Origin of the sequence: Halopseudomonas pelagia, assembly GCF_009497895.1 — a bacterium.
Taxonomy (GTDB): domain Bacteria; phylum Pseudomonadota; class Gammaproteobacteria; order Pseudomonadales; family Pseudomonadaceae; genus Halopseudomonas; species Halopseudomonas pelagia_A.
Genome location: NZ_CP033116.1, coordinates 325,883 through 347,825, shown reverse-complemented (window position 1 = coordinate 347,825; position 21,943 = coordinate 325,883). Strand labels below are relative to the sequence as shown.

At 59.4% G+C, this 21,943-nt stretch carries 24 protein-coding genes; 7 read left to right on the top strand and 17 right to left on the bottom strand.

Annotation, left to right across the window (positions count from 1 at the left end):
• Positions 1 to 340: 340 nt before the first annotated feature.
• Entirely contained in the window at positions 341 to 1,324 is a 984-nt protein-coding gene (locus EAO82_RS01620; protein ID WP_096345438.1) for an AraC family transcriptional regulator, read from the top strand.
• Positions 1,325 to 1,342: 18 nt separating this feature from the next.
• On the opposite strand, the gene EAO82_RS01615 is transcribed toward EAO82_RS01620, so the two are convergent.
• The 16 genes from EAO82_RS01615 to rutR all read right to left on the bottom strand — a co-directional run bounded on the left by EAO82_RS01615 (position 1,343) and on the right by rutR (position 16,532).
• On the bottom strand, positions 1,343 to 1,819 hold the full coding sequence (locus tag EAO82_RS01615; RefSeq protein ID WP_218838563.1) for a nucleoside deaminase: 477 nt from the start codon (positions 1,817 to 1,819) through the stop codon (positions 1,343 to 1,345).
• A 29-nt stretch (positions 1,820 to 1,848) separates the two neighbouring features.
• Positions 1,849 to 2,610, bottom strand: coding sequence for an ABC transporter permease (locus EAO82_RS01610; protein ID WP_096345437.1), 762 nt, complete (start codon positions 2,608 to 2,610; stop codon positions 1,849 to 1,851).
• A gap of 7 nt (positions 2,611 to 2,617) precedes the next feature.
• A complete protein-coding gene (locus EAO82_RS01605; RefSeq protein WP_096345436.1) occupies positions 2,618 to 3,421 on the bottom strand; it encodes an ABC transporter ATP-binding protein in 804 nt (267 codons plus the stop codon).
• A gap of 1 nt (position 3,422) precedes the next feature.
• Complete coding sequence (locus tag EAO82_RS01600; protein WP_096345435.1) at positions 3,423 to 4,418, bottom strand: ABC transporter substrate-binding protein; 996 nt, start codon at positions 4,416 to 4,418, stop codon at positions 3,423 to 3,425.
• 281 nt (positions 4,419 to 4,699) lie between these two features.
• Entirely contained in the window at positions 4,700 to 5,662 is a 963-nt protein-coding gene (locus EAO82_RS01595; RefSeq protein WP_096345434.1) for a DMT family transporter, read from the bottom strand.
• A 2-nt stretch (positions 5,663 to 5,664) separates the two neighbouring features.
• Positions 5,665 to 6,468, bottom strand: coding sequence for an ABC transporter permease (locus tag EAO82_RS01590; RefSeq protein WP_096345433.1), 804 nt, complete (start codon positions 6,466 to 6,468; stop codon positions 5,665 to 5,667).
• Positions 6,468 to 7,346, bottom strand: a complete 879-nt coding sequence (locus EAO82_RS01585; RefSeq protein ID WP_096345432.1) for an ABC transporter ATP-binding protein — start codon at positions 7,344 to 7,346, stop codon at positions 6,468 to 6,470. The genes EAO82_RS01590 and EAO82_RS01585 overlap by 1 nt, the downstream gene beginning before the upstream one ends.
• 89 nt (positions 7,347 to 7,435) lie before the next feature.
• Complete coding sequence (locus tag EAO82_RS01580; RefSeq protein WP_096345431.1) at positions 7,436 to 8,458, bottom strand: ABC transporter substrate-binding protein; 1,023 nt, start codon at positions 8,456 to 8,458, stop codon at positions 7,436 to 7,438.
• Between the two features lie 214 nt (positions 8,459 to 8,672).
• The gene (locus tag EAO82_RS01575; protein ID WP_096345430.1) at positions 8,673 to 9,440 is read right to left on the bottom strand and encodes an SDR family NAD(P)-dependent oxidoreductase; all 768 of its coding nucleotides are present in this window, start codon (positions 9,438 to 9,440) and stop codon (positions 8,673 to 8,675) included.
• Between the two features lie 41 nt (positions 9,441 to 9,481).
• Positions 9,482 to 10,411 carry an ABC transporter permease gene (locus tag EAO82_RS01570; protein WP_096345429.1) on the bottom strand — a complete coding sequence of 310 codons (930 nt, stop codon included), beginning with the start codon at positions 10,409 to 10,411 and terminating at the stop codon, positions 9,482 to 9,484.
• Positions 10,411 to 11,505 carry an ABC transporter permease gene (locus EAO82_RS01565; RefSeq protein WP_096345428.1) on the bottom strand — a complete coding sequence of 365 codons (1,095 nt, stop codon included), beginning with the start codon at positions 11,503 to 11,505 and terminating at the stop codon, positions 10,411 to 10,413. The genes EAO82_RS01570 and EAO82_RS01565 overlap by 1 nt, the downstream gene beginning before the upstream one ends.
• Positions 11,498 to 13,018, bottom strand: a complete 1,521-nt coding sequence (locus EAO82_RS01560; protein ID WP_096345427.1) for an ABC transporter ATP-binding protein — start codon at positions 13,016 to 13,018, stop codon at positions 11,498 to 11,500. The genes EAO82_RS01565 and EAO82_RS01560 overlap by 8 nt, the downstream gene beginning before the upstream one ends.
• The gene (locus tag EAO82_RS01555; protein WP_096345426.1) at positions 13,015 to 14,109 is read right to left on the bottom strand and encodes a BMP family ABC transporter substrate-binding protein; all 1,095 of its coding nucleotides are present in this window, start codon (positions 14,107 to 14,109) and stop codon (positions 13,015 to 13,017) included. The genes EAO82_RS01560 and EAO82_RS01555 overlap by 4 nt, the downstream gene beginning before the upstream one ends.
• Positions 14,110 to 14,153: 44 nt before the next feature.
• On the bottom strand, positions 14,154 to 14,540 hold the full coding sequence (locus EAO82_RS01550; protein ID WP_096345425.1) for a VOC family protein: 387 nt from the start codon (positions 14,538 to 14,540) through the stop codon (positions 14,154 to 14,156).
• 1 nt (position 14,541) lies between these two features.
• Positions 14,542 to 15,549, bottom strand: a complete 1,008-nt coding sequence (locus tag EAO82_RS01545; protein WP_096345424.1) for an isopenicillin N synthase family dioxygenase — start codon at positions 15,547 to 15,549, stop codon at positions 14,542 to 14,544.
• A 254-nt stretch (positions 15,550 to 15,803) separates the two neighbouring features.
• Complete coding sequence (gene rutR, locus EAO82_RS01540) at positions 15,804 to 16,532, bottom strand: HTH-type transcriptional regulator RutR (protein WP_096345423.1); 729 nt, start codon at positions 16,530 to 16,532, stop codon at positions 15,804 to 15,806.
• Between the two features lie 232 nt (positions 16,533 to 16,764).
• Between rutR and rutA the strand changes: the two genes are divergently transcribed.
• The 6 genes from rutA to rutF are packed head-to-tail and all read left to right on the top strand — an operon-like array spanning position 16,765 to position 20,940.
• On the top strand, positions 16,765 to 17,853 hold the full coding sequence (rutA, locus tag EAO82_RS01535; protein WP_096345422.1) for a pyrimidine utilization protein A: 1,089 nt from the start codon (positions 16,765 to 16,767) through the stop codon (positions 17,851 to 17,853).
• The gene (rutB, locus tag EAO82_RS01530) at positions 17,853 to 18,608 is read left to right on the top strand and encodes a pyrimidine utilization protein B (protein ID WP_096345421.1); all 756 of its coding nucleotides are present in this window, start codon (positions 17,853 to 17,855) and stop codon (positions 18,606 to 18,608) included. Before rutA ends, rutB begins: the two co-directional genes overlap by 1 nt.
• On the top strand, positions 18,605 to 18,988 hold the full coding sequence (gene rutC, locus EAO82_RS01525) for a pyrimidine utilization protein C (RefSeq protein WP_096345420.1): 384 nt from the start codon (positions 18,605 to 18,607) through the stop codon (positions 18,986 to 18,988). The genes rutB and rutC overlap by 4 nt, the downstream gene beginning before the upstream one ends.
• Positions 18,989 to 19,004: 16 nt before the next feature.
• The gene (gene rutD, locus EAO82_RS01520; protein WP_096345632.1) at positions 19,005 to 19,805 is read left to right on the top strand and encodes a pyrimidine utilization protein D; all 801 of its coding nucleotides are present in this window, start codon (positions 19,005 to 19,007) and stop codon (positions 19,803 to 19,805) included.
• An 11-nt stretch (positions 19,806 to 19,816) separates the two neighbouring features.
• On the top strand, positions 19,817 to 20,407 hold the full coding sequence (locus EAO82_RS01515) for a malonic semialdehyde reductase (protein WP_096345419.1): 591 nt from the start codon (positions 19,817 to 19,819) through the stop codon (positions 20,405 to 20,407).
• A gap of 11 nt (positions 20,408 to 20,418) precedes the next feature.
• Positions 20,419 to 20,940, top strand: a complete 522-nt coding sequence (gene rutF / locus EAO82_RS01510; RefSeq protein WP_096345418.1) for an NADH-dependent FMN reductase RutF — start codon at positions 20,419 to 20,421, stop codon at positions 20,938 to 20,940.
• A 276-nt stretch (positions 20,941 to 21,216) separates the two neighbouring features.
• On the opposite strand, the gene wrbA is transcribed toward rutF, so the two are convergent.
• On the bottom strand, positions 21,217 to 21,870 hold the full coding sequence (gene wrbA / locus EAO82_RS01505) for an NAD(P)H:quinone oxidoreductase (protein WP_096345417.1): 654 nt from the start codon (positions 21,868 to 21,870) through the stop codon (positions 21,217 to 21,219).
• Positions 21,871 to 21,943 lie beyond the last annotated feature (73 nt).

The following is a 21,943-nucleotide window of genomic DNA, read 5'->3' as shown; positions in this document are numbered from 1 at the left end:
TAGCCTGGGGCGGACATGCTACGAGCCATCCATGGGGCTCTCGGGAAATGCTGATTGCCAGGTTTGCGTGGTGGCGCTATTGCCCACCCGCTGTTCCAGACGCGCTACAAGTACATCCCTGTTCGCTCGGCGATGACCATCCCTGGTCATCGACGGTCTGAAACAGCGGGTGGGCAACAGCGCTTGTCTAGCTCCGTGCGAATCAGCATTTCCCTCTTCATGGGCCTGGTGCAGTCAATCAACGTTCCCTGCATCTTTGTGCAAGGTTATGATCCGAGTCTAGTCGAACGCCTGCGGGCGGTATCGCACCAAACGGGACAAGGGACCAGCAATTCAGGCCATGACGGATTCTGCCGAACACAGTGTCACCCCACGCTACGGTCAAGCCATCGTGCAAGCCGCAGAGCGCCTGGGCTTGACCCTGCCCGTGCACCTGACGGAACGCATTCGCCACGCCGAGCGGGTACCGTTGAGCTGGCAGGATGAATTGTGGGAGGCGTTTTGCACTGCCAGTGGCGATCCGCTGGCTGGGCTGCGTCTGGGGCTGGAGATTCAGGTGGGGCATCTGGATAGCGTCGGCATGCTGCTGGTCACCTGCGACACGCTGGGCGAAGCGCTGGAAGAGTTGATCGAGTACGCGCCGGTGATTGGTGACGGCGGCGAATTTCAGCTGCATCGGCATAGCGGACAAGTGTATATCGACTATCAACCACACCTGTCGATTCGTCAGCCTGAGCGGGTCGAGGCGGTGATGGCGAGCATGTTGAAACTGACGCGCTGGGCCACTGGTGAGCGCTTTCAACCCAGCGGTATCTGGTTTGCGCATGCGCCTTTGGCGCCGCTGGATCATTATGAACAGCTACTCGGCTGCCCTGTCCATTTCAATGCGCCCTGCAACCATCTGGGTTTTGCCGCCGCGCAACTGGAGCTGCCGCAGATCCAGGCTAACAGTGCCCTGCGCGATCACCTGCGCCGGTTGGCGGATCAGACGCTGACCGAGCTGGGCCAGCACAGCTTGAGCGCGCGCGTGCAGCAACTGGTGCGGACGTATCCGCGTTGGGGTAAGGAGCGCATCGCTGAACAACTGGAATTGAGCGGCCGGCATCTGAATCGCAAGCTGGCTGAAGAGGGGTTGTCTTTCAAGAGTCTGCGCGAAAGCGTGCAACAGCAGATAGCCTGCGATGCCTTGCAGGCGGACAAACGCGTGGCGGAGATTGCCGAGCAGTTGGGGTTTTCCGATGAGAATGCTTTTGTGCGCGCCTTCCGCCGCTGGCAGGGGGTAACGCCAGCGCGCTTCAAGGCGCAGGGTGGCGGACGGGATTGAGCCGTCCGCCTGCCAGCCTTACCAGAAGCCGACGTGCATTTGCGCGGACTCTTCTTCCAGCAAGGGTCCGATCACTTCCACCTTGCGCTGGCCGGCGGCAAAGATGACGCGGCATGGCAGGTCGAGCGTGGGGTTTTCTGGGTGGTTGCCGGTCAGCTCCTTCAAGCGCTTTTCGCTGGCGCCATAAACCACACGACCGATACCCGCCCAGTAGGCGGCGCCGGCGCACATGGCGCAGGGTTCGGCGGAGGTATACATGGTGCAGCGGGCCAGCAGCTCGGCCGGGTAGGTGGTGCTGGCGCGGGTCATCAGTACGCGTTCGGCGTGGCCGGTCATGTCTTTGTCGGGCAGAAAGGCGTTGATCTGCTCCATCAGCACCTGGCCCTGATCATCGACCAGGATTGCAGCGAAGGGGTGGATTCCCTGGCGGCCAGCTTCTTCGGCGAGGCGAAAACTCTGGCGCAGGAAGGCAATGTCAGTCTCGGTTGGGTTCACAACGTGGTCCTGTTATTCATGGGTGGTGTTTATTTTTTCTTCGGCAGGCTCCAGGCGAAGAAGATTTGCTGGGTCCACTGCACCGACTTGAACAGCAACAGGCTGACGGCGGCGAGGAAGAACAACCCGGCAAAGGCCTGGGGAATCTTGAAGAACGAGGTGGAGAACTGGATGAAGTAGCCAAGGCCCTTCTCTGCCGCGACGAACTCCGCGACCACGGCACCGATGATCGCCAGGGTGATCGCGACTTTCAGCCCGCTGAAAATATGCGGAATGGCGTAGGGGATGCGGATCTGCCAGGTTTCCCGGCGCAGCGGGGCGTCCAGTGAGCGACTCAGCTCAATCAGTTCCGGCGGCGTTTCGTTGATGCCGGTAGCGGTGGAGACCACCAGCGGGAAGAACGTCAGCAGGCAGGTGATCAGCACGCGTGAGGGATCGTCCGAGCCCATCATCACGATGATCAACGGCGCCACGGCAACTACCGGCGTTGCCTGAACTACCACCAGCAGCGGATACAGGGTGCGTGACAGCAGCTCCGAGCGCATCATGATAATGGCCAGCGGAATGCTGATCACGATGGACAGCGCGAAGCCCATCAGCGCCACACGCAAGGTCGCCCAAAGGTGATCCAGCCAGCGGACCATCTCCACTTCAAAGAAGGCTGCGCCAATCGCGCTGGGCGCGGGCAGCACGTAGGCTGGCAATTCGAATACCCGGCAAACCACTTCCCAGAGCACAATCAATCCGGCAAAGAACAGCCAGGGTGAGGCATTCATCATCATCTTGCGCATAGCCACCTCAGGCCGCACTCGGTTGGGCTGCCGCCGCCGGTTCGTAAATATGTTTTCTGATCCGGTCCGTCAGCGCGCTGAACTCGGGTAGTTTGATGGTATCGGGTGAGCGCGGCCGTGGCAGGTCGATGTCGATCAGATCGAGCACGCTGCCAGGGCGCTTGCTCATGACCAGCACCCGGTCGGAGAGCAGCACGGCCTCGGAAATCGAGTGGGTAATGAAGAGTACTGTTTTGGGCTGCTCATCCCAGATCTTCAGCAGATCGAAGCCGATCTGTTCACGGGTCATGGCATCCAGTGCGGAGAAGGGTTCGTCCATCAACAGGATGTCCGGATTGAGCAGCAGTGCGCGGACGATGCCGACGCGCTGTTGCATGCCGCCGGACAATTCGTCGGGCATTTTCTCGGCAAAGGCGTCCAGACCGGCCATCGCCAATAGCTCGTTGGCGCGCTGCTCGTCTGCCCGGCCATAACGACCGTATTTGTGTTTGAGCGGGAACAGCACATTCTTGCGCACGTTCAGCCAGGGCAGCAGGGTCGGCTTCTGGAACACGATGCCGACGTCATCGCGCGGCCCGCTGACCGGCTTGCCAAAGACGCTGACCTGACCTTCGCTTGGTAGCAGCAGGCCGGATACCATGCGCAGCAAGGTCGACTTGCCGCAGCCGGACGGCCCCACCACCGCCACGAATTCGTGACGGTGGATTTCCAGATCGATATTACGCACGGCCATCGGGCTGTCTGGCGCCGGATCATAGCGGTGTCCGACGCCATCCATCCGAACGAAAGCGCGCTCGGTGGGTTGGCTCATATTACTTCGACTCCGGCATGAAGCCGCGGTTGATGATGGTTTCAGGGTCCAGCGAGTCGGTGCTCAGTTCATTGGCGCGGGCTACCCACTCCCATGTGCTGGCGACGCGTTCTGGGGTCATGGTGCCCAGGCCGTCGGCTTCGCTGATCTCGTTGTCGACCAGTACCTTGGTGTCGTTGATCTGGCCCACGGCTACGGCTGGGTCCACTTCAGGCACCATGGTATGCAGGTCCTGGGCAGCGGCTTCAGGGTCGTTCATGGTGAATTCCAGCGACTTGGCGTAAGCCTTCATAAAGCGCTTGGCTACATCGGGGCGCTCCTCAAGAAACTTGTCGCTGGCGACGACTGCCGAGCTGTACAGCGACAGGCCAGCTTCCGACCAGGGCAGTACGCGAATATCCTTGCCAGCGCTGGCGGCCTGGTCCTTGAACAGCGCCACGTTGGTAACCCAAGCGATGATTGCATCGGTATTGCCGGTGATCAGCATCGGGCCCAGTGCGCCGGGGTCGGATTTGGTCAGGGTGACCGCATCCGCTGGCATGCCGTTTTCCTCAAGTACCAGCGGCAAGAATGCGTTGGATGAGGTGAAGGGTGACGTCGCTACCTTCTTGCCCTGGATATCGGAAATGCTTTCGATATCGCTGCTTGAGAGCATGAAGAAGGCGTGCGGCGCCTGGTTGAAGATCATGTAGATGGCGCTGACCGGAACTTCTTCCTGTGCGCGAGCGGCCATCAATGCGCCGATGTCGGCACTGCCCAGATCGGCCTGGCCGGTGGCAATCTTGGTGATGGCATCGGTGGAACCGCGACCGCTGGCGATGCTGACCTCCAGATCCTCATCGGCAAAAAAGCCCTGCTGGATACCGACGTAAACCGGCGCCTTGTCACCGCCGGGCAGCCAGTCGAGCTGATAGGTTACCTTGTCTGCTGCAGTGGCCAGACCGCTGCCTGCGATGGCGAGGGTGATCGCCAGAACCTTGAACGTGTTCTTCAACATGTGTCTCTCTCCGGGGTAGGTAATTCTGTCGGTCAAATATCCTGACCAGTTAGGCAGGTTTTTACTTGAAGGAGCAAAATGTGGGCCATCTTTCGCAACCGGCGTCGCTCTGGGCAAAAAGCCTGCAAGTCAGGGGCCGCAAGCACGTTGCCATGCCCAGGCGCCGTTTTGCTGGGGCCCGGAAGGCAAGGTCGTGCGCAAAAATGGTGCAGGCTGGTGGTTGACGCACGGGTGAAGTGCAGAGAGGGACGCTAGGCCGCGCAGGTGGCTGACGACCAGCCTCAGGACGAGGCCGATTCGCCAGCAGTTGCTGCCCGGGTGCGAGCGGCTTGACGACGATCCGCCAGCCCGACGACGAGGATGCCCGCTGCGATCAGTACAAAGCCGATGAGATCGGTCTGGCTGGGCCGTTCTCCCAGAAACCAGGCGGCGGACAGCAGGCCCACCGCGGGCACCGAAGCGGAGCTGAGCGACAGGCTGACGGCCGGCAGGGATCTGATCGCAGCCACCTGAGCGGCCACACAAAGCCCGGAGGCGACGGTGCCGCTGAACAACAGTGGCCAGAGAAAAGTGGTGTCCCAGATAATCTCACTCGGGTCTTCTACCAGCAGCGCGATGGGCGTGAGTACCAGTACCGACATCAGCAGTTGCCAGGGAATCAGCGAGAGCACTTCGCCGTGCCAATGGTGACGGCGAACGTGAATCAGTCCGGCGGTCCAGACCAGCGTACCGAGCATGATCAATCCGGCGCCGAGCAGCACATCAGGGTTATCCCAGGTCAGGGATAGCGGGTTGAGTATGACCATCAGCCCGGCCATACCCAGGCCCACGCCGATGGCTCGGGGCAAGGTAAAGCGCTCGCCCAGAAACAGCGCCGCTGCCGGTACTACCCAGATGGGTGTTGTGTAAGCCAGAATCGCAGCGCGGCCTGCCGGCAGATACTGCAATCCCATGGTCACCAGCGAGATAAATGCCATGTTCTGCAGCACGCCGACCGAGAACAGCACCGGCCAATCGCCCCGCGCTGGCCAGCGCAATATGCCCATGGCCGCGGCGACAATAAACATCGTCAGCGTGCCCAGTGCCATGCGCAGACTGGTGAACAGCAGCGGCGGGCTGTTTTCCAGACCCAGCTTGAGGATCGGAAAGTTCAGCCCCCAGCCCAGCGCAGTAGCTGCCAGCAGCAGATAGCCAAGACCCCAGGCGTACTGCGAGTTAGCTGGCCCAGGACCGGCCTTGCGCATGCTCAATGCTCCACTTTCAGTGCGCTTTCGTGCCAGTTGCGTAGGGCCCGGTCTGATAGCCAGACCATCAGCGCGAACAGCGCGATGCCGGTCAGGGTGATCAGTGCCAGTGCGGCAAACATGCGTGGAATCTGCAGGTTATAGCCCGACTGCAGGATCATGTAGGCCAGCCCGGCCTTGGCCCCGCCGGTACCGGCGACAAACTCCGCGACCACCGCGCCAATCAGCGCCAGGCCGCTGCTGATGCGCAGCCCGCCGAAGAAATACGGCAGTGCGCCGGGGATGCGCAGGCGAATCAGCTCCTGCCAGCGGCTGCTGCGGTACATGCGAAACATGCTCAGCAGATTCGGATCCACGCTGCGCAGGCCCAGAGTGGTGTTGGAGATGATCGGGAAGATGGCGATGATCACCGCGCACACGGTCAGCGCCCAGGTGGTGTCGTCAATCCAGATAATGATCAGCGGCGCGATGGCCACCACCGGTGTTACCTGCATCAGTACTGCGTACGGGAACAGGCTCAACTCGATCCATTTGCTCTGCACGAACAGCAGCGATGCGGCCACGCCGAGTATCACGGAGATGGCAAAGGCCATGAAGGTGACTTTCAGCGTGATCATCAGTGCCGCCAGCAGTACACGCCAATCGGTAACCAGCGAATCGAAGATGGCCGAAGGGCCTGGGAGAATATAGCGCGGCACTTCCATGGCGACCACGGCCGCTTCCCAGAGCAGCAGAAAGAGCAGGCCCACGGCCAGAGGCGCGGCGATCTTGACGAAGTTCTCGTTCTGAATCAGTGGCGTGCTCATCAGTGAGCCTCCTGTGACGCTGAAGCGCCCATGGCGCTAGCACGCTCGAGTGCCTTGGAAACCTGGCGGCAATAGCCGGCGAATTCGGACGACACGCGAAAATCAGCACTGCGCGGATAGGGTTCGTCGATACGGATATCCTCGACAATGCGCCCGGGTCGAGCTGCCATCACTACTACGCGGCTGGACAGGTACACGGCCTCGTACACGCTGTGGGTGACAAAGACGATGGTCCAGCCGTTCTTTTGCCAGAGCTTGAGAACGTCGTCGTTGAGCTTGTTGCGGGTCATCTCGTCGAGTGCGCCGAAGGGCTCGTCCATCAGCAGCAGGTTGGGCTCGGTGATCATCGCGCGGGCGATGGAGGCACGCATCTGCATGCCGCCAGACAGCTCGCGCGGGAAGGCATTGTCAAAACCGGTGAGGCCGACCATTTCGAGAGCGCGGTCGATGCGGCCTTCAATGTCGGTACTGGCGTCACCCTCCAGGTCCAGTGGCAGGCGCACATTCTTGCGCACCCGTGCCCAGGGCATCAGCGTGGCGTTCTGGAACACGAATGCCAGCTTGCGACCCTTGTCGCCGATCACGTTGTAGTCATGCTCCCACCAGTTCACCGTGCCGCTGGTTACATCGCCGAGCCCGGCCATGATCCGCAGCAAAGTGCTTTTGCCGCAGCCAGAAGGCCCAAGCAGGCTGACAAACTCGCCCTGCCGCACGGTCAGGTCAGCGCCCTTGAGCGCCACGGTGCCGTTGGCGTAAATCTTGTTGACGTCGCTGACCTGCAGTACCGGGCGGCTCGTCTGGGTAGCATCGGCTGGCGTGCTGGAGGCCGGGTCCGGCGTCGTAGCGGAGTTACCCGGTGTGATGGGTGAAACATTCATGCTGTGGCTCCTGGGGTGACCTGCTGGCGCAGGCTCACCCACTCGATAGATAGACTCAGGCTGAAGACAGGAAGGATTGAGCGTGGCCGTTACTGGAGCACCGGCTCTTCAGGCAGGAATTCCAGGGTGTAAGCATCATGGATATCCAGGTCGGAAGAGATCAGCTCAGCTTTGAGCATGAAATCGTGCAGAGCCTTCCAGCGTTCATCAGTCATCACGCCAATACCGCCGGTCTCGGCATCACCACCGGTGACCAGGCCGTGCTCCTTCATCTTCTCGATGCCGTAGGCGATCTGCTCATCGGTCATCTGCGGATTTTCTTTCTTGATCAGTTCATTACCCGGTGCCGGATCAGCAAGGTAGCTGGCCCAGCCTTCCATGCTCGCCTGCACAAAGCGGCGCACCAGATCGGGGTTTTCCTCGATCATCTTGTCAGTGGTTTCGATCGTGGTGGCGTAGGCCGGATAGCCGTAATCAGCCAGCAGGAACACCGAGGGCTCGATACCGCCCTGCTTGATGGCGTAGGGCTCGGATGACAGGTAACCCTGCTGGACGATCTTGGGGTCGGCCATGAACGGCGCAACACTGAAGGTGTACGGGCGGGTCATATCGTCAGTAAAGCCGTATTCGGCCTTCAGCCAGGGCCAGAAAGTGGTATGGGCAAAGGACGCAATATAAACCGGCAGGTTCTCTTCCTTGATCTGCTCGATGGAGGTGACGTTCGGGTGAGCGATCAGCGCTTGCGGGTCGCCCTGAAACGAAGCAGCGACGGTCTTGACCGGCAGGCCTTCTTCGCGCGCCTTGATGTTGCCGATGGGGTAGCCCATGGAGAAATCACGACGCCCGGCCACCAGCAACTGCATGCCGTTAACCTGCGGGCCGCCCATCTGGATGGATACGTTCAGACCGTACTTTTCATAAATCCCGGTGGCCTGAGCCTGGTAAAAACCGCCATGTTCGGCCTGGGCATACCAGTTGGTGCCAAAGGTGACGCGATCAAGTTCCTGGGCACTTGCCGAAGGGGCGGCAGCGATGCCGGCCAGCAGCAGGCCAGCGACGGCCGAGAGGGTACTCTTGTTGGCGGCAGCCGCCGGCTTTTTTCTATAACGCATGAGGCTTACTCCAGATGGTTGTAATTTTCTGACCAGTTAATCAATATTTCGTATAGAGCAAGCACCGTGCCATATGGCCAAGAGCGCCTGTTTTCTATTTCCTGATCATTTGGTCAGTAAATTCCTGCACCGGATTGCAGCGGTTTGTTGCCGTCATGCACTTTGATTGAACATGGGAAGCCCATCTTGAGTCGGGGCCTGAGCGACATTCACTTCAGGCGCTCATCTCCCGGTGTATTGCGTAAGGCCCCCAGGCCTGGCATACCGGCACCACTTCCATGCGATTGATATTCATGTGTGCAGGCAATGCAGCGATATACGCGACCTGCTCGGCGACGTCGTCAGCAGTGAGCGGGGTGGTATTGCGGTAGACCGCCTCCGCCGCGCCCTCGTTGCCGGCGTTGCGTACCAGGCTGAACTCGGTTTCAGCAATGCCGGGAGACAGGTCGGTCACCCGCACACCGGTGCCCTGCAGATCACAGCGCAGATTGAAGGAAAACTGCTGGACGAAAGCCTTGCTGGCGCCGTAGACGTGACTGCCAGGATAGGGATTGCCAGACGCGGTCGAGCCAATGTTGATGATGCTCGCCCCCGCTCCCCAGGCTATCAAACGCGGTAGCAGCGCGTGGGTGACGTTGACCAGCCCAGTGATATTGGTATCGATCATGGTATGCCAGTCACTCAGCGCCACCGTTTGTGCGGGACCTGGGGCCAGTGCCAGCCCGGCGTTGTTGACCAGCAGCTGAATGCCGACAAACTGCGCGGGCAACTCGTCGATAGCGCGCTTGACCGCCGCGGCGTCGCGGACATCCAGCTCCAACGCCAGTACCGGGGTTAGGGGCGCCAGTTCGGTGGCCAGCGCGTCGAGACGTTCCCGGCGGCGGCCGCAGATAATCAAAGGCCAGCCGTGCGCGGCCAAATGGCGCGCGCTGGCGGCGCCAAAACCGGAGCTCGCTCCGGTAATCAAAGCTACACCTTGCATGCAAATATCCTGTTGTCGGTAATCAGAGCGAAGAGCACCGGTTAGCGGCGCTCCTCGCGAATGAAGGGTTCGCCCAGTGCACCCGGTTGGCTGCTATTGTCGCGGCTGACAATGGCCACCCAGATCATGACGCCGAGAGTGACGGCATAGGGCGTCATGAAAACAAAGTACTGTGGAAGGCGGATACCCGAGGCGGCCATCTGCGGAATCAACGCCTCAATGCAGCCGAACAGCAGCGCGCCGGCCAGCGCTTTCCATGGCGACCAGCGAGCGAAGATGACCAGCGCTACCGCGATCCAGCCGCGCCCACCCGCCATATCGGCAATCCACATCTTGGTGCTCAGTACCGAAATGTAGGCCCCCGCCAGACCGATCAGCGCCGAGCCTGCGGCAATAGCCATGCAGCGGTAAGCCAGGACCGGAATCCCGGCAGCATCGGCGGCTTGGGGGTTCTCGCCGACGGCGCGCAGACGCAGGCCCAGTACCGTGCGAGTGAGTATCCAGACCACCAGCAGGAAGATGATCGGCGTCAGGTACACTATCGGATTCTGGATAAAGAATTTGCCCACCACGGGCAGTTCCGACAGCGGCCACAGCGCGTACGAACTCAAGCCCGACACCGGCCTGTTGGTCCAATCCATCAGAGTACCGAGCAGCCCGGTCAGGCCTTGACAGAAAAACACCAGCGCCAGCCCCGCGATCACCTGGTTGATGCGCATGACCAGTACCATCAGCGCGAACAGTTGCGATACCAGTGCGGCAGCGCCCATGGCGATGATCAGCGCCCAGATGGTGGCGCCGCCGGTCACCAGGGATGCCCCTACGCCTGCGAGAGCGCCGACCAGAAGCAGGCCCTCTGCACCTAGCGCCAGTACGCCGCTGCGTTCCATCAGAATCAGGCCCAACGCAGCCAGCGCGAAGGGCACGGCGAAATCGGGGATATTGCCGATCCAGCTTGCGATCATGCTCATCAGCCCAGCCCTCCCTGAATGCGGCGAATACGGTGTCGAATGAAAAATTCCGAGGATGCCACGCAGATCACCAGAATCGCCTGGATCAGTTGCACCATGGAAAAGGGGATCTGGTAGAACACTTGCAGACTGCGGCCGGCGACAAACAGCGTGGCTACCAGCAACGCCACCACGCTGGCCGCAATCGGCTGATTGCGCGCCAGAAAGGCGATCAGAATGCCGGAGAAGCCGTAGCCGACGTAAAAGGAGTTGGTCAATCGACCCTCCTGGCCTGCCGTAACCATGAAACCGGCCAGGCCCGCCAGCGCTCCAGACAAGAGCACGGTCCCGAGGATCACCCGTTTCACCGGCACCCCCACCGCCCGTGCCACGCCGGGACTGTTGTCCACGAAGCGCAGGTACAGCCCGGCACGGGAAACACCGGTGAACCAGAGCACAAACAGCGCCACCAGCATGGCCAGCAATACTGCCACGCTGAAGCCGTCAAACAGCTCTGGCAGACGCTCGAATGCTCGGTATTGCGGCGAGTAGGGAAAGGAGTCGCGGGGGTCTTTCCAACTGCCATAGACCAGATGCAGCAGAAAGTTGAGGGCGATGTAGTTGAGCATCAAAGTCGAGATGATTTCGTTGACCTTCAGATGCAATTTCAGCAACGCCGGTGCCAGCGCCCAGAGCAGACCGCAAAGTACGGCGCAGAGCATCATCAGCGGCAGGCGCAGCGACGGCGGCCCGACCTCGAACAGCGAGATAGCGGTGGCACCGATGGCGCCCCAGATCATCTGTCCTTCCAGTCCCAGATTCCAGAAACGGGCGCGGAAAGCCAGGCAACCCGCGAGCCCGACCATGATCAGCGGCGCCGCCTGAAACAGCACGGCACGCAGACTCTGACTGTCAAACAGGGTCAGAATGACAAACTCGTTGAGCAGCTCGCCCGCCGGCACGCCGGCGGCGACCAGAATGGCTGCGGAAATCAGCAGACCGACCAGCAGCGCCAGGGCGATGGTCAGCGCCTGCCAGTACCAGGCCATCTGCTGACGTACTTCGAGGGTGTACCTGCGTGCCAGCAGGGGTTGAAAATTCGTCGCGTCAAACATGGTTCACCATGGCCTGGCCTATTGCCTGGCGGTCTGCCGGTTGGGCAAACTCACCGATAATACGTCCCGCTGACATCACGCCTATGCGATCTGCCAGCGCCATCACTTCATCCAGATCTTCACTGATCAGCAGCACTGCTGCACCAGCATCGCGAGCACTGCGCAGCCGTTCGTGCACCGCCAAAGTGGCACGCACGTCCAGGCCGCGGCTGGGGCTATGGACGATGACCAGTTGTGGCTGGCGATTGAATTCGCGCGCGATGACCAGCTTCTGTGCGTTGCCGCCGGACAGCAGCGCCGCCTTCTGCTGCAACGAGCGCACGCCCTGCACGTCAAATTCGCGAACCGCAGCAGCGGTGTCGGCGTCGATACGGCCGCGGCGCAAAAACCAGAAAGGCCCGTAGCGGCCACTGTGAATTTCGCCGAGGGCAAAGTTGTCACTGATCGACAGGGGTGCAGCCAGGGCTGCGGAGTAGCGATCTGCCGGAATGCAGGCAATTCCCAGCTGGCGGCGGCGGGCGGGTGACAGCATGCGAATATCGCCTTCGCCGGTCAGCCGTATTTCGCCGGTGACCGGCTCTGGCAGACTCATGAGCGCGTTGGCCAGCTCACTTTGACCGTTGCCGCCAACCCCGGCGATACCATAGATTTCTCCCGCCCGCAGACTCAGGTTCACGCCCCGCAAAGCCGTTGAGCTCGAGCCGCTGGAGTGCAGGTCCTGGACCTGCAGCTTGACCTCGCCAGCGGCGCGGCTGGCGGGAACTTGCGGTGGTGTTGGCGCATCACCCACCGTGAGTTTGACCAGCTCGCCAACCGTGACCGATTGAGGCTTGAGGCTGGCTACTGTGCGCCCACCGCGCATGACCGTTACCTGGTCGGCGTAGCGCATTACATCATTCATCTTGTGCGTCACCAGGATGACGGCTGCGCCTTCCTGATGAGCGAAATTCTTTACCGTGGTCAGCAGCTTTTCCGCTTCCGCATCGGTGAGTACTGCTGTTGGTTCGTCCAGAATAAGAATGCGTGCGCCGGCGAGCAGGACCTTGAGAATCTCGACGCGTTGCTGTTCGGCTACCGACAACTGATCGACCCGCGCAAATGGATCGATACTGAAGCCCAGCTTGGCCGCGGTGGCCTTGATCTGCTCGGCGGTTTGCTGCAGACGTTTGCGGTAACTGAGGGCCTGGTCGGTGCGCAGGCCCAGCAGTATGTTTTCCGCAACCCTGAAGGGTTTAACCAGTTTGAAGTGCTGATGCACCATGCCAATCCCTTGGCTCGATGCGTCCAGTGGCCCCTTCAAACGTACCAGATTGTCATTGATGAGCAGCGATCCGGTCTCCGGTGCATACAGCCCTGCGGCAATGTTCATCAATGATGACTTGCCAGCGCCATTCTCACCCAGCAGGGCATGCACCTCACCCCAGCAGGCAACAAAGGATGCCTCGGAAAGCGCTTTGAAGCCGTCAAACGACTTGCTGACGGCGTCAAGTTGGATCGCATTGGTATGGCTCATTGCTGGGTAATCACTCCCTTGATGAACCAGTCCATTGACCACAGATCGGCGTCAGAGAGAGTCTCTCCGGCCGCGGCTTTTTCTTCGCCGTTGCGGTCAGAGAGCGGGCCGGCGTATATCAGCTTCTCTCCTTTGAGCAATTCCTCGCGGGCGGCCATGATCTTGCTTTCATCCTCTTCGCTTACGGCGTCGCCACAGCAGGCTACATCAGTGCCGCCCTGCTCCATGGACAGCAGCGCGCCGTTCTCAGCGGGCTTCCAGTTGCCAGCCATTACGCGCTTCAGTTCGTCGGCGAGAAAGCGATCCCAGACCCAGACCGAGGAACACACGCTGGCTTCGGAGGCGAACTCGCTCATGTCGCGGTGGTGCCCTGTGCCATACACGCCGCGCTCCTGCGCAACAATCTGCGGTGTGGGGCTGTCAACGTGCTGGCCGATGACGTCAGCGCCCTGGTCAATCAATGCAGTAGCGGCGGCGCGCTCTTTCATCGGATCATTCCAGGCGCCGGTGTAGATCACGGTGACGGTGGCGTCCGGATTGATTTCCTGGGCGCCCATGGCGAAGGCGTTGACGGTCCAGTTGACCTGGCCGAAGGGGTTGGCCGCGACAAAACCCAACTTGCCGGTTTTGGAGGCCGCACCGGCTGCCATGCCGCACAGATACTGGCTTTCGTAGGTGCGACCGTAGAAGGACTGAAGATTGTCGGAATTGGTGGTGCCCGATCCGTTCATGAACGCGACGTCGGGGTACTTGTCGGCCAGTTCCTTGAAGGTGTCGGAATAGCCAAAGGCGGTGCCGATAATGATGTTGGCTCCGCGCTGAATCAGCCGCTCGACCGTGGGACGAATAGCCGAAGCGGTTTCCGGTACGCTCTCCACATACTGGATTTTCTGGTCCAGTTCGGATTCCAGACGAATACGCGCTTCATCAAAAGCCTGAGTCCAGCCGCCATCATTGCGCGGACTGATGTAGAGCATGGCGATTTTTGCCGGGTCCTTGAGCGTGAAACCCGCGTCTTCTTGCGCAGATGCTGAGGCCATCAGGCCGCACGCGGCCATGGCACACAAGGTGCCGGTGAGCAGTTTCTTCATTGCCAAAATCCTTCTTGCGGTAGGTCGTAGGGGAATAGCGATGGTTAAAGCATGTGATTGATCCGAAACACGTTGCCTTCCGGATCCAGCAGAACCGCCTGATACCAGTTGTAGTAAGTGGTATAGGGCGCCTTGATCAGGCTCGCGCCAGCCTCACAGGCAATTGGCACCATGCGGTCGACCTCCTGCGGGCTGTCTACATCAATATTCAGTAGAAACTTGCAGCCGCTGGTCTCTGCATGCTCTGAAAGATACAGCAGTTCATAGGCATCCGGCGCGTTAAAGCCGATGCAACAGGTACCCGCATCCAGACCGCGAAAAATTGGCGAGCGAATGGCTTCCACTTCCGGGAAGCCGAATACCCGCTGGTAGAATCCGCTCAAGGCTTCGATGTCCGCGGCGAAAATGTTTACGTAGGAAAGTTTGCTCATCTCATGCCACCTTGCTGCCGCCGAAGGTGGTCTGGCGGACGAACTTCGATTTCAGATGATCGCCCGACGTGACTGGTGCATAACGTGGTGTCTGGTCGTCTCCCAGGCAACTTGGCAAGCACTCGACCATGACGTCGTAATTGGGCTGGTGAAAGAACACCAGTGATTGGCGCTGATGGTCGCCGGCAATATCTTCCGGTGGATTGATCACGCGGTGCAGTGTCGAGATCCACTGGTCGTTGGTCCACTGCATCATTAGATCGCCGATGTTGACCACGAAACCGTCTTCGACGTAGGGCACGTCGACCCACTCTCCGCTACGGTTGCGTACCTGCAAGCCGCCCAGCGCTCCGTCGGGTTTGACGATGGTCAGACTGCCGTAATCGGTGTGCGCGCCAGCGCGCAGCTGGCCGTCTTCAATGCCGTCCTTGAGGTGTGGGTAACGCAGGCTGCGGAACATGCTGATGTGCTTGTCGATCTTGTCGTCAAAGAACTGCTCGGGCAGATCCAGCGCCAGCGCAAAGATGCGCATCAGGCTGCGTGACAGATCGCCCATGGCGTCGAAATACTCGGCGTAGGCCGCCTCGAAGCCGGGCAGTGCCGTGGGCCATACATTGGGGGCGAAATGCGGCCCGGCCATGGCTTCGCTATAGTAGTCTTCATCAGGCACGTCATGCGGGCCGATGGAAAAGGATTCCTTCAGATCACCCGGCGCGGCCTCTTCCATGGAATAGGAAAGGCTTTCCTCCGCGACGGCGCTGTAACCGCGCACCATGTCCGGGCGCGGCCTGTTGGCCTTGCGCTTTTCTTCCATCGGCAGATCAAAAAACTGGCTGGTCAGCTGGCTGACGCGCTCGACCAGCTCGGCCGGGATCTGATGTTGAGTGATGACCAGGAAGCCGATATCGCGGCATGCCTGGTTGACTGCCTTGGCCACAGCGGCCTTGCCCTCGGCGGTGCCGCCGAAATAGGGACCAAGATCGATGATGGGAACATATTGAAGCGTCATACGATTGTATCCTCCGACTGAATCCTGGGAGTCGACTCAGCGGCTCACCTTGATTGAAGAATGAGTGGGCGACTTGTGATCGCCCACGCCTTCTCGAACGGAGAAAACAATTGCAGCAACTATGCCAATAACACTTTTTTATTGAATTACAGCGGGTTGAGGATTTGCGATCGCTTAAATTTGATCAAATGGTCTGATTCAGAGCACCTGGTTTGTGCGTGCGGCCCAAAAACAGGGCGTACTCGGAGCCGCTGTCAGGAGCGCGGACAGATACCCTGCAATACCAATAGCTTGAGATTGGCCAGGGTTTCGGCGAAGAATTCCGGATCATCCAGCGTGCGCCCGGATACCGCCTCTACCTGCACACGGAAATCAGCATAATGCTGGGTGGTAGCCCAGAGCGAAAAGATCAGGTGGTGCGGCTCAATGGGAGCCAGCTTGCCTTCCGCGACCCAGGCATTGATCACCGATACCTTGGACTCAACGATGTCGCGCAGCGATGAGCGCAACTCATTGAGCAGCAATGGGGCGCCCTGGATGACTTCGAGACAGAACAGCCGCGACTCGGCTGGGTGGTCGCGCGATAACTCCAGTTTGACCTGGAGATAGTCGCCGATGGCTTCGACCGGATCCTGCTCGACGCTGAACGCCTGGAGAGGTCGCAGCCACACCTCCATTAACTGTCGCAGTACATTGATGTACAGCTCCTCTTTGGAGGTGAAGTAATAGAGCAGGTTGGTTTTGGATACATCCGCCTGGCTGGCGACCTGATCCAGGCTTGTGCCATGCAAACCATAACGCGAGAAAATATCCAGGGCGGCTTCCATGATCGCGCTGCGTTTGGTTTCCATCTGCCGCTGGCGCCGTTTCAACGTCGCTTCGCTGGGCACCCGGCTGAGGGCCTTGGGCTTCTTGGCGGGTACGCCGGGACGCTGTATCTGTTTGCTCACTGGGTTGTCGGCCTCATTCCTTGGTGTGCGCATTCTACCCCCTGACCTGCCCTGCAACTCAATAATTGAAATATGCCCTGATTCGGACCAGCGTGCACAAACCAAGTGCTCTAATTCGGACTATTTGGTCTGATCTAAAGCATAAAAATATAGCAAGTCATTGATTAAAAACAATAAAGAAAACATGGCCTGCTTTGTGCTTTTGCTCCTGTAGCGGGCGGCCAGGTCGACGCCGCCGATCTTTTCCGACTATGAGGGCAAGGCAATGAACGTAGGTATCTTTATTCCCATAGGCAACAACGGCTGGCTGATCTCCAAGAACGCGCCGCAGTACATGCCGACTTTCGATCTGAACAAGACCATCGTCCAGCGGGCCGAGCATTATGGTTTCGAATTCGCCCTGTCGATGATCAAGTTGCGAGGCTTCGGCGGTGAGACGGAATTCTGGGAGCACAATCTTGAGTCCTTCACGCTCATGGCTGGCCTGGCTGCCGTTACCGAGCGTATTCAGTTGTTCGCTACTGCCGCCACGTTGACCATCCCGCCGGCCATCGTCGCGCGCATGGCGTCGACCATAGACTCCATTTCCCATGGTCGCTTTGGCGTCAACCTGGTCACCGGCTGGCAGAAGCCGGAGTACTCGCAGATGGGACTCTGGCCGGGCGACGAATTCTTCGCCAACCGTTACGACTACCTCAGCGAATACGCCACCGTGTTGCGCGACCTGTGGAACACCGGCACCAGTGATTTCAAGGGCGAGCACTTCCAGATGGAGGATTGCCGCGTAAGCCCCAAACCGCAGGCAGACATGAAGATCATCTGCGCCGGGCAGAGTGAAGCGGGCATGGCCTTTACCGCTAAATTTGCCGATTACAACTTCTGCTTCGGCAAGGGTGTGAATACCCCGAAAGCCTTCGCGCCAACCGTGGAGCGTCTGGAAAAAGCCACCGCCGATAGCGGCCGTGATGTGTCCTCGGTGGCGCTTTTCATGATCATTGCCGATGACACCGATGAGGCTGCGCGGGCCCGTTGGGAATCCTATAAAGACGGCGTGGACGAAGAGGCCGTTGCCTGGCTGGGCCAGCAAGGCGCAGCCGATACCAAGTCCAAGGGCGACACCAACATTCGTCAGATGGCTGATCCTACGTCTGCGGTCAATATCAATATGGGCACTCTGGTCGGCTCCTACGAGTCGGTCGCCAGCATGCTCGACGAAATCGCTGAAGTGCCGGCCACCAGTGGTGTGATGCTGACGTTTGACGACTTTGTGCAAGGGATCGAAGACTTTGGTCAGAAAATCCAACCCTTGATGAAGAGCCGCAAACACGTGGTAGACATGCTGGAGAGTGCGTGATGAACAGCCTCGCTACCGCAGTTGTAGGCTACGCACCCGACCGGCAGGATGATTACGGTTTGGTTCTGCCGGCGCGCCCGGAGTCGCTAGCGATCAACGTCAAGGATACTGCGCTGATCGTGGTCGACATGCAGAACGCCTATTCGACCAAGGGCGGGTATCTCGACCTGGCGGGCTTCGATATTTCCAGTACCGGCCCGGTGATCGAATCCATCGCCAAAGCCATCAAGGCGGCTCGCGCGGCGGGTGTGCAAGTGATCTTTTTCCAGAACGGCTGGGATCCGGAGTACGCCGAAGCGGGCGGCCCCGGTTCACCCAATTGGCACAAGTCCAATGCGCTCAAGACCATGCGCAAGAACCCCGAGTTAATGGGCACACTGCTGGCCAAGGGCACCTGGGATTACGCTCTGGTCGATGAGCTCAAGCCGCAGGCCGGCGACCTGGTAGTGCCTAAACCGCGTTACAGCGGGTTCTTCAACACCGCCTTTGACAGCCTGTTGCGCAGCCGCGGCATCCGTAATCTGGTGTTTACCGGCATTGCCACCAACGTCTGTGTTGAATCCACCCTGCGCGACGGATTTTTCCTCGAATACTTTGGCGTGGTGCTGGCTGATGCGACCCACCAAGCCGGGCCGGAGTATGTGCAGCAAGCCTCGCTTTACAACATTGAAACCTTTTTCGGCTGGGTCAGTAGCGTAGATGACTTCTGCACCACCCTGGCCGCCGCGACCAAGACCCAAGGAGCAAACTCATGAGCAAAAAGACCATTCTTCCCGCCGGCACCGGCAAGCCCCTTGCCCCCTACGTTCCTGGCTCCATGGCTGACGGGATTGTTTACGTATCCGGTACTTTGCCATTCGACAAGGACAACAACGTCGTTCATGTCGGTGATGCTAGCGCCCAAACTCGCCACGTACTGGAGACGATCAAGGGTGTGGTTGAAGAGGCAGGCGGCAGTATGGACGACGTCACTTTCAACATGATCATGCTGCGCGATTGGAGCGATTACGCCGCCATCAACACCGTGTATGCCGAGTATTTTCCGGGTGAGAAGCCTGCCCGCTACTGCATTCAGTGCGGTCTGGTAAAGCCGGACGCGCTGATCGAAATCGCCAGCATTGCGCATGTTGGTTGATGGGGTGAGCACGCCCATTCACATTGAATTTCATGGCAGGCAGGATGCGACTGCGCCAACGCTGGTTTTCAGCTCGGGGTTGGGTGGTGCCGCGCATTTCTGGAGCCCGCAGTTGGCGACGCTGGGCGACCACTATCGGCTGGTGCTGTATGACCAGTCGGGTACCGGCAGAAGTCCAGCGACATTGCCTGAAGGCTATGGCATCGATTGCATGGCCGACGAACTCTGTGAGCTACTGGCGGAGCATGGCGTCGATGATTATCACTTTGTCGGCCATGCCCTGGGTGGGCTGGTGGGTCTGGCTATGGCCATGCGCCGCGCTCCGGGGCTGCGCAGCCTGACGCTGATGAATGCCTGGGCCAGTGCCAGCCCGCACACCGCTCGTTGCTTTTCGGTGCGCAAGCAACTGCTGGCCGGTGCCGGTCCAGCCGCCTATGTGGAGGCCCAGGCGCTGTTTCTCTATCCGCCGACCTGGATTGCCGACCACATACAGCAACTGCAGGCAGAAGACCTCAAGCATGTGGCAGGTTTTCCGCCAGTCGAAAACCTGCTGCGGCGCATCAATGCGCTACTGACGTTCGACCCTGGCGAGGCGCTACGCGGTATAGCACAACCGACCCTGCTGATTGCCAACCGCGATGACATGCTGGTGCCCTGGACGTGTTCCGAGGAGCTGAAGCAACTGCTGCCAGATGCCCGACTGAAAACCTTCGATTATGGGGGGCACGCCTCTAGCGTGACCTGTGCCGAGATCATTAACCAGACGGTGTGCGATTTTATCGCCGACGTTACGCAAACTGCTCAGGCGAAAGCCTGAGAGGGGGCCCTATGCATCAACCACTCGACCAAGGCGCCATGGCGCAATTGTTTCTCGACGCCCGCAGCCACAATGGCTGGCAGGATTTACCTGTGCCGGATCGCTTGCTGGAACAGCTGTACGATCTCACCAAAATGGGTCCAACTTCTGCGAATTGCAGTCCTGCGCGTTTCGTATTTGTGCGCACGCGGCAGGGTAAGGAATTGCTCAAGCCTTGCCTCTCCTCCGGCAATCTGGAGAAAACCATGAGTGCGCCGGTTACGGTCATTGTCGCTTACGACAGCCGCTTCTATGACCGCTTGCCTGAACTCTTCCCGCATGCCGATGCCCGCAGCTGGTTTACCGGCAGCCCGGAGATCAGCCATGAAACCGCTTTTCGCAACAGTTCCATGCAGGCGGCTTACATGCTCATGGCGGCGCGCAGTCTGGGTCTGGATACCGGCCCGATGTCGGGATTTGACGCCAAGGCAGTGGATCTGGCTTTTTTCAGTGACACCCATTGGCGCTCGAACATGCTGATCAATCTGGGCTATGGCGACAGCAGCAAGCTGTTCGACCGATTGCCTCGTTTGAGTTATTCCAAAACTTGCATTCTTACCTGAAGGAGCCAGCCATGTTGGCCGTCAAAACCCTTGATTCAATCCCGGTTGAAGTAAGCCGCGAGGCTTTTCGCAATGCCATGTCGGTCCTCGCTGCGGCAGTCAACGTGGTCACTACCGATGGGCCTGCTGGCCGCGCAGGCTTCACTGCGACTGCCGTATGCAGTGTCTCGGACGAGCCGCCAAGTCTGCTGGTGTGCCTTAACCGCAGTGCATCGGTATACGATACCTTCTGCACCAACGGGCACCTCTGCGTGAATACCCTGACCTCCGACCAGCACGCGCTATCGAATCTGTTTGGCGGCAAGACCTCGATGGCGGAGCGCTTTGCCACCGCCGACTGGAGTACCGAGTTTACTGGAGCGCCCTTGCTGAATGATGCTCTGATCAACTTCGACTGCCGGATTGGCAACCGGGTATCGGTTGGCAGTCACGACATCCTTATTTGCGAGATTGTCGGCATTCGTCAGCGTGAAAGCGGTGATAGCCTGATCTATTTCCAACGCAATTATTGCAACGCTCAACAGCTCATGTGATTGCTGAGGATGGTTAAAGATCACCTGAGTCAGATGCAATTGTAGTGCGGACAGAATATTGGATTCAGAAAATGCTGACTCAATGATCAGCATTTTAGATGCTGCTTATGCGCATAAATTTGGCACCATTTGACAGGATAATGAAGGCACAAACATTTTTCCTGAACAAATAGTCAGTAAATTTATGCACTGCCTTGCAGCGTTTTTGCAACTGGTGCACTGCAAAGGCACAGACGCGGAGCATTTCGAACTGGCGGCTTGCTAGGGAGCATCGGTCTAGCGAACCTGCGCTGCTGCCAACTCTACCGACGCCGGCTCGGGAATTACCTGGGCAGCTATGCGTGCGACCCGAGCACCCAGGGCATAACCTATCGCCAGTTCTCCTGCATCCACCCCCAGACGCCCATCAAAGCCGGTGACCACTGAAGCGCCATAGGGCGAACCGCCGCTGCGGGTGTGCACCAGTTCCGGCACGCTGTGCGGCACTCCAACTAGGATCATGCCGTGCTGCATGAACGGCATCAGCAGCGACATCAGGGTCATTTCATTGCCTGAGTGCATGCCGCCGGTGGAGGTGAAAGCGGCGCCGACCTTGCTGATCAGCGCGCCCTGGCGCCAGAGTGGCGCTATCTCGTCGATAAAGGCGCGCAATGGCGTGCTCATCAAGCCATAGCGGGTTGGCGAGCCCCAGATGATGCCGGTAGCCCATTCCAGATCTTCCATGCTGGCTTGCGGCAGGGCCCGGAATTCTGCCTGGGCAGCTATAAAGTCGACGCGTGACGGGTCCACGCTGAACTCCGGCTCGCTCAACGCCACGCGGCACAGGCGTACTTCGGCGCCTTCACCCATAGCGCCTTCGGCAATGGTTTTTGCCAGGCTCAGCGTGCTGCCGTAGCGTGAATCGACTATCACTGTTATGCGTGAGGTCATCAGCTGCTCCAATTGATCAGGTCAATGTGTTCGACAAGGTTTTGCAACCCGCATGCCATGAACTGGCATACAT

What these genes read in the sequence shown, in the direction of transcription:
- EAO82_RS01620 (WP_096345438.1), top strand. Translation starts at nt 341, where the DNA reads ATGACGGATTCTGCCGAACACAGTGTCACCCCACGCTACGGTCAAGCC.
- EAO82_RS01580 (WP_096345431.1), bottom strand. Translation starts at nt 8,458, where the DNA reads ATGCGTTATAGAAAAAAGCCGGCGGCTGCCGCCAACAAGAGTACCCTC.
- EAO82_RS01595 (WP_096345434.1), bottom strand. Translation starts at nt 5,662, where the DNA reads ATGCGCAAGGCCGGTCCTGGGCCAGCTAACTCGCAGTACGCCTGGGGT.
- wrbA (WP_096345417.1), bottom strand. Translation starts at nt 21,870, where the DNA reads ATGACCTCACGCATAACAGTGATAGTCGATTCACGCTACGGCAGCACG.
- EAO82_RS01565 (WP_096345428.1), bottom strand. Translation starts at nt 11,505, where the DNA reads ATGTTTGACGCGACGAATTTTCAACCCCTGCTGGCACGCAGGTACACC.
- rutC (WP_096345420.1), top strand. Translation starts at nt 18,605, where the DNA reads ATGAGCAAAAAGACCATTCTTCCCGCCGGCACCGGCAAGCCCCTTGCC.
- EAO82_RS01600 (WP_096345435.1), bottom strand. Translation starts at nt 4,418, where the DNA reads ATGTTGAAGAACACGTTCAAGGTTCTGGCGATCACCCTCGCCATCGCA.
- EAO82_RS01555 (WP_096345426.1), bottom strand. Translation starts at nt 14,109, where the DNA reads ATGAAGAAACTGCTCACCGGCACCTTGTGTGCCATGGCCGCGTGCGGC.
- rutA (WP_096345422.1), top strand. Translation starts at nt 16,765, where the DNA reads ATGAACGTAGGTATCTTTATTCCCATAGGCAACAACGGCTGGCTGATC.
- EAO82_RS01550 (WP_096345425.1), bottom strand. Translation starts at nt 14,540, where the DNA reads ATGAGCAAACTTTCCTACGTAAACATTTTCGCCGCGGACATCGAAGCC.
- rutR (WP_096345423.1), bottom strand. Translation starts at nt 16,532, where the DNA reads ATGCGCACACCAAGGAATGAGGCCGACAACCCAGTGAGCAAACAGATA.
- rutB (WP_096345421.1), top strand. Translation starts at nt 17,853, where the DNA reads ATGAACAGCCTCGCTACCGCAGTTGTAGGCTACGCACCCGACCGGCAG.
- EAO82_RS01590 (WP_096345433.1), bottom strand. Translation starts at nt 6,468, where the DNA reads ATGAGCACGCCACTGATTCAGAACGAGAACTTCGTCAAGATCGCCGCG.
- EAO82_RS01570 (WP_096345429.1), bottom strand. Translation starts at nt 10,411, where the DNA reads ATGAGCATGATCGCAAGCTGGATCGGCAATATCCCCGATTTCGCCGTG.
- EAO82_RS01560 (WP_096345427.1), bottom strand. Translation starts at nt 13,018, where the DNA reads ATGAGCCATACCAATGCGATCCAACTTGACGCCGTCAGCAAGTCGTTT.
- EAO82_RS01515 (WP_096345419.1), top strand. Translation starts at nt 19,817, where the DNA reads ATGCATCAACCACTCGACCAAGGCGCCATGGCGCAATTGTTTCTCGAC.
- EAO82_RS01585 (WP_096345432.1), bottom strand. Translation starts at nt 7,346, where the DNA reads ATGAATGTTTCACCCATCACACCGGGTAACTCCGCTACGACGCCGGAC.
- EAO82_RS01575 (WP_096345430.1), bottom strand. Translation starts at nt 9,440, where the DNA reads ATGCAAGGTGTAGCTTTGATTACCGGAGCGAGCTCCGGTTTTGGCGCC.
- rutF (WP_096345418.1), top strand. Translation starts at nt 20,419, where the DNA reads ATGTTGGCCGTCAAAACCCTTGATTCAATCCCGGTTGAAGTAAGCCGC.
- EAO82_RS01605 (WP_096345436.1), bottom strand. Translation starts at nt 3,421, where the DNA reads ATGAGCCAACCCACCGAGCGCGCTTTCGTTCGGATGGATGGCGTCGGA.
- EAO82_RS01610 (WP_096345437.1), bottom strand. Translation starts at nt 2,610, where the DNA reads ATGCGCAAGATGATGATGAATGCCTCACCCTGGCTGTTCTTTGCCGGA.
- EAO82_RS01545 (WP_096345424.1), bottom strand. Translation starts at nt 15,549, where the DNA reads ATGACGCTTCAATATGTTCCCATCATCGATCTTGGTCCCTATTTCGGC.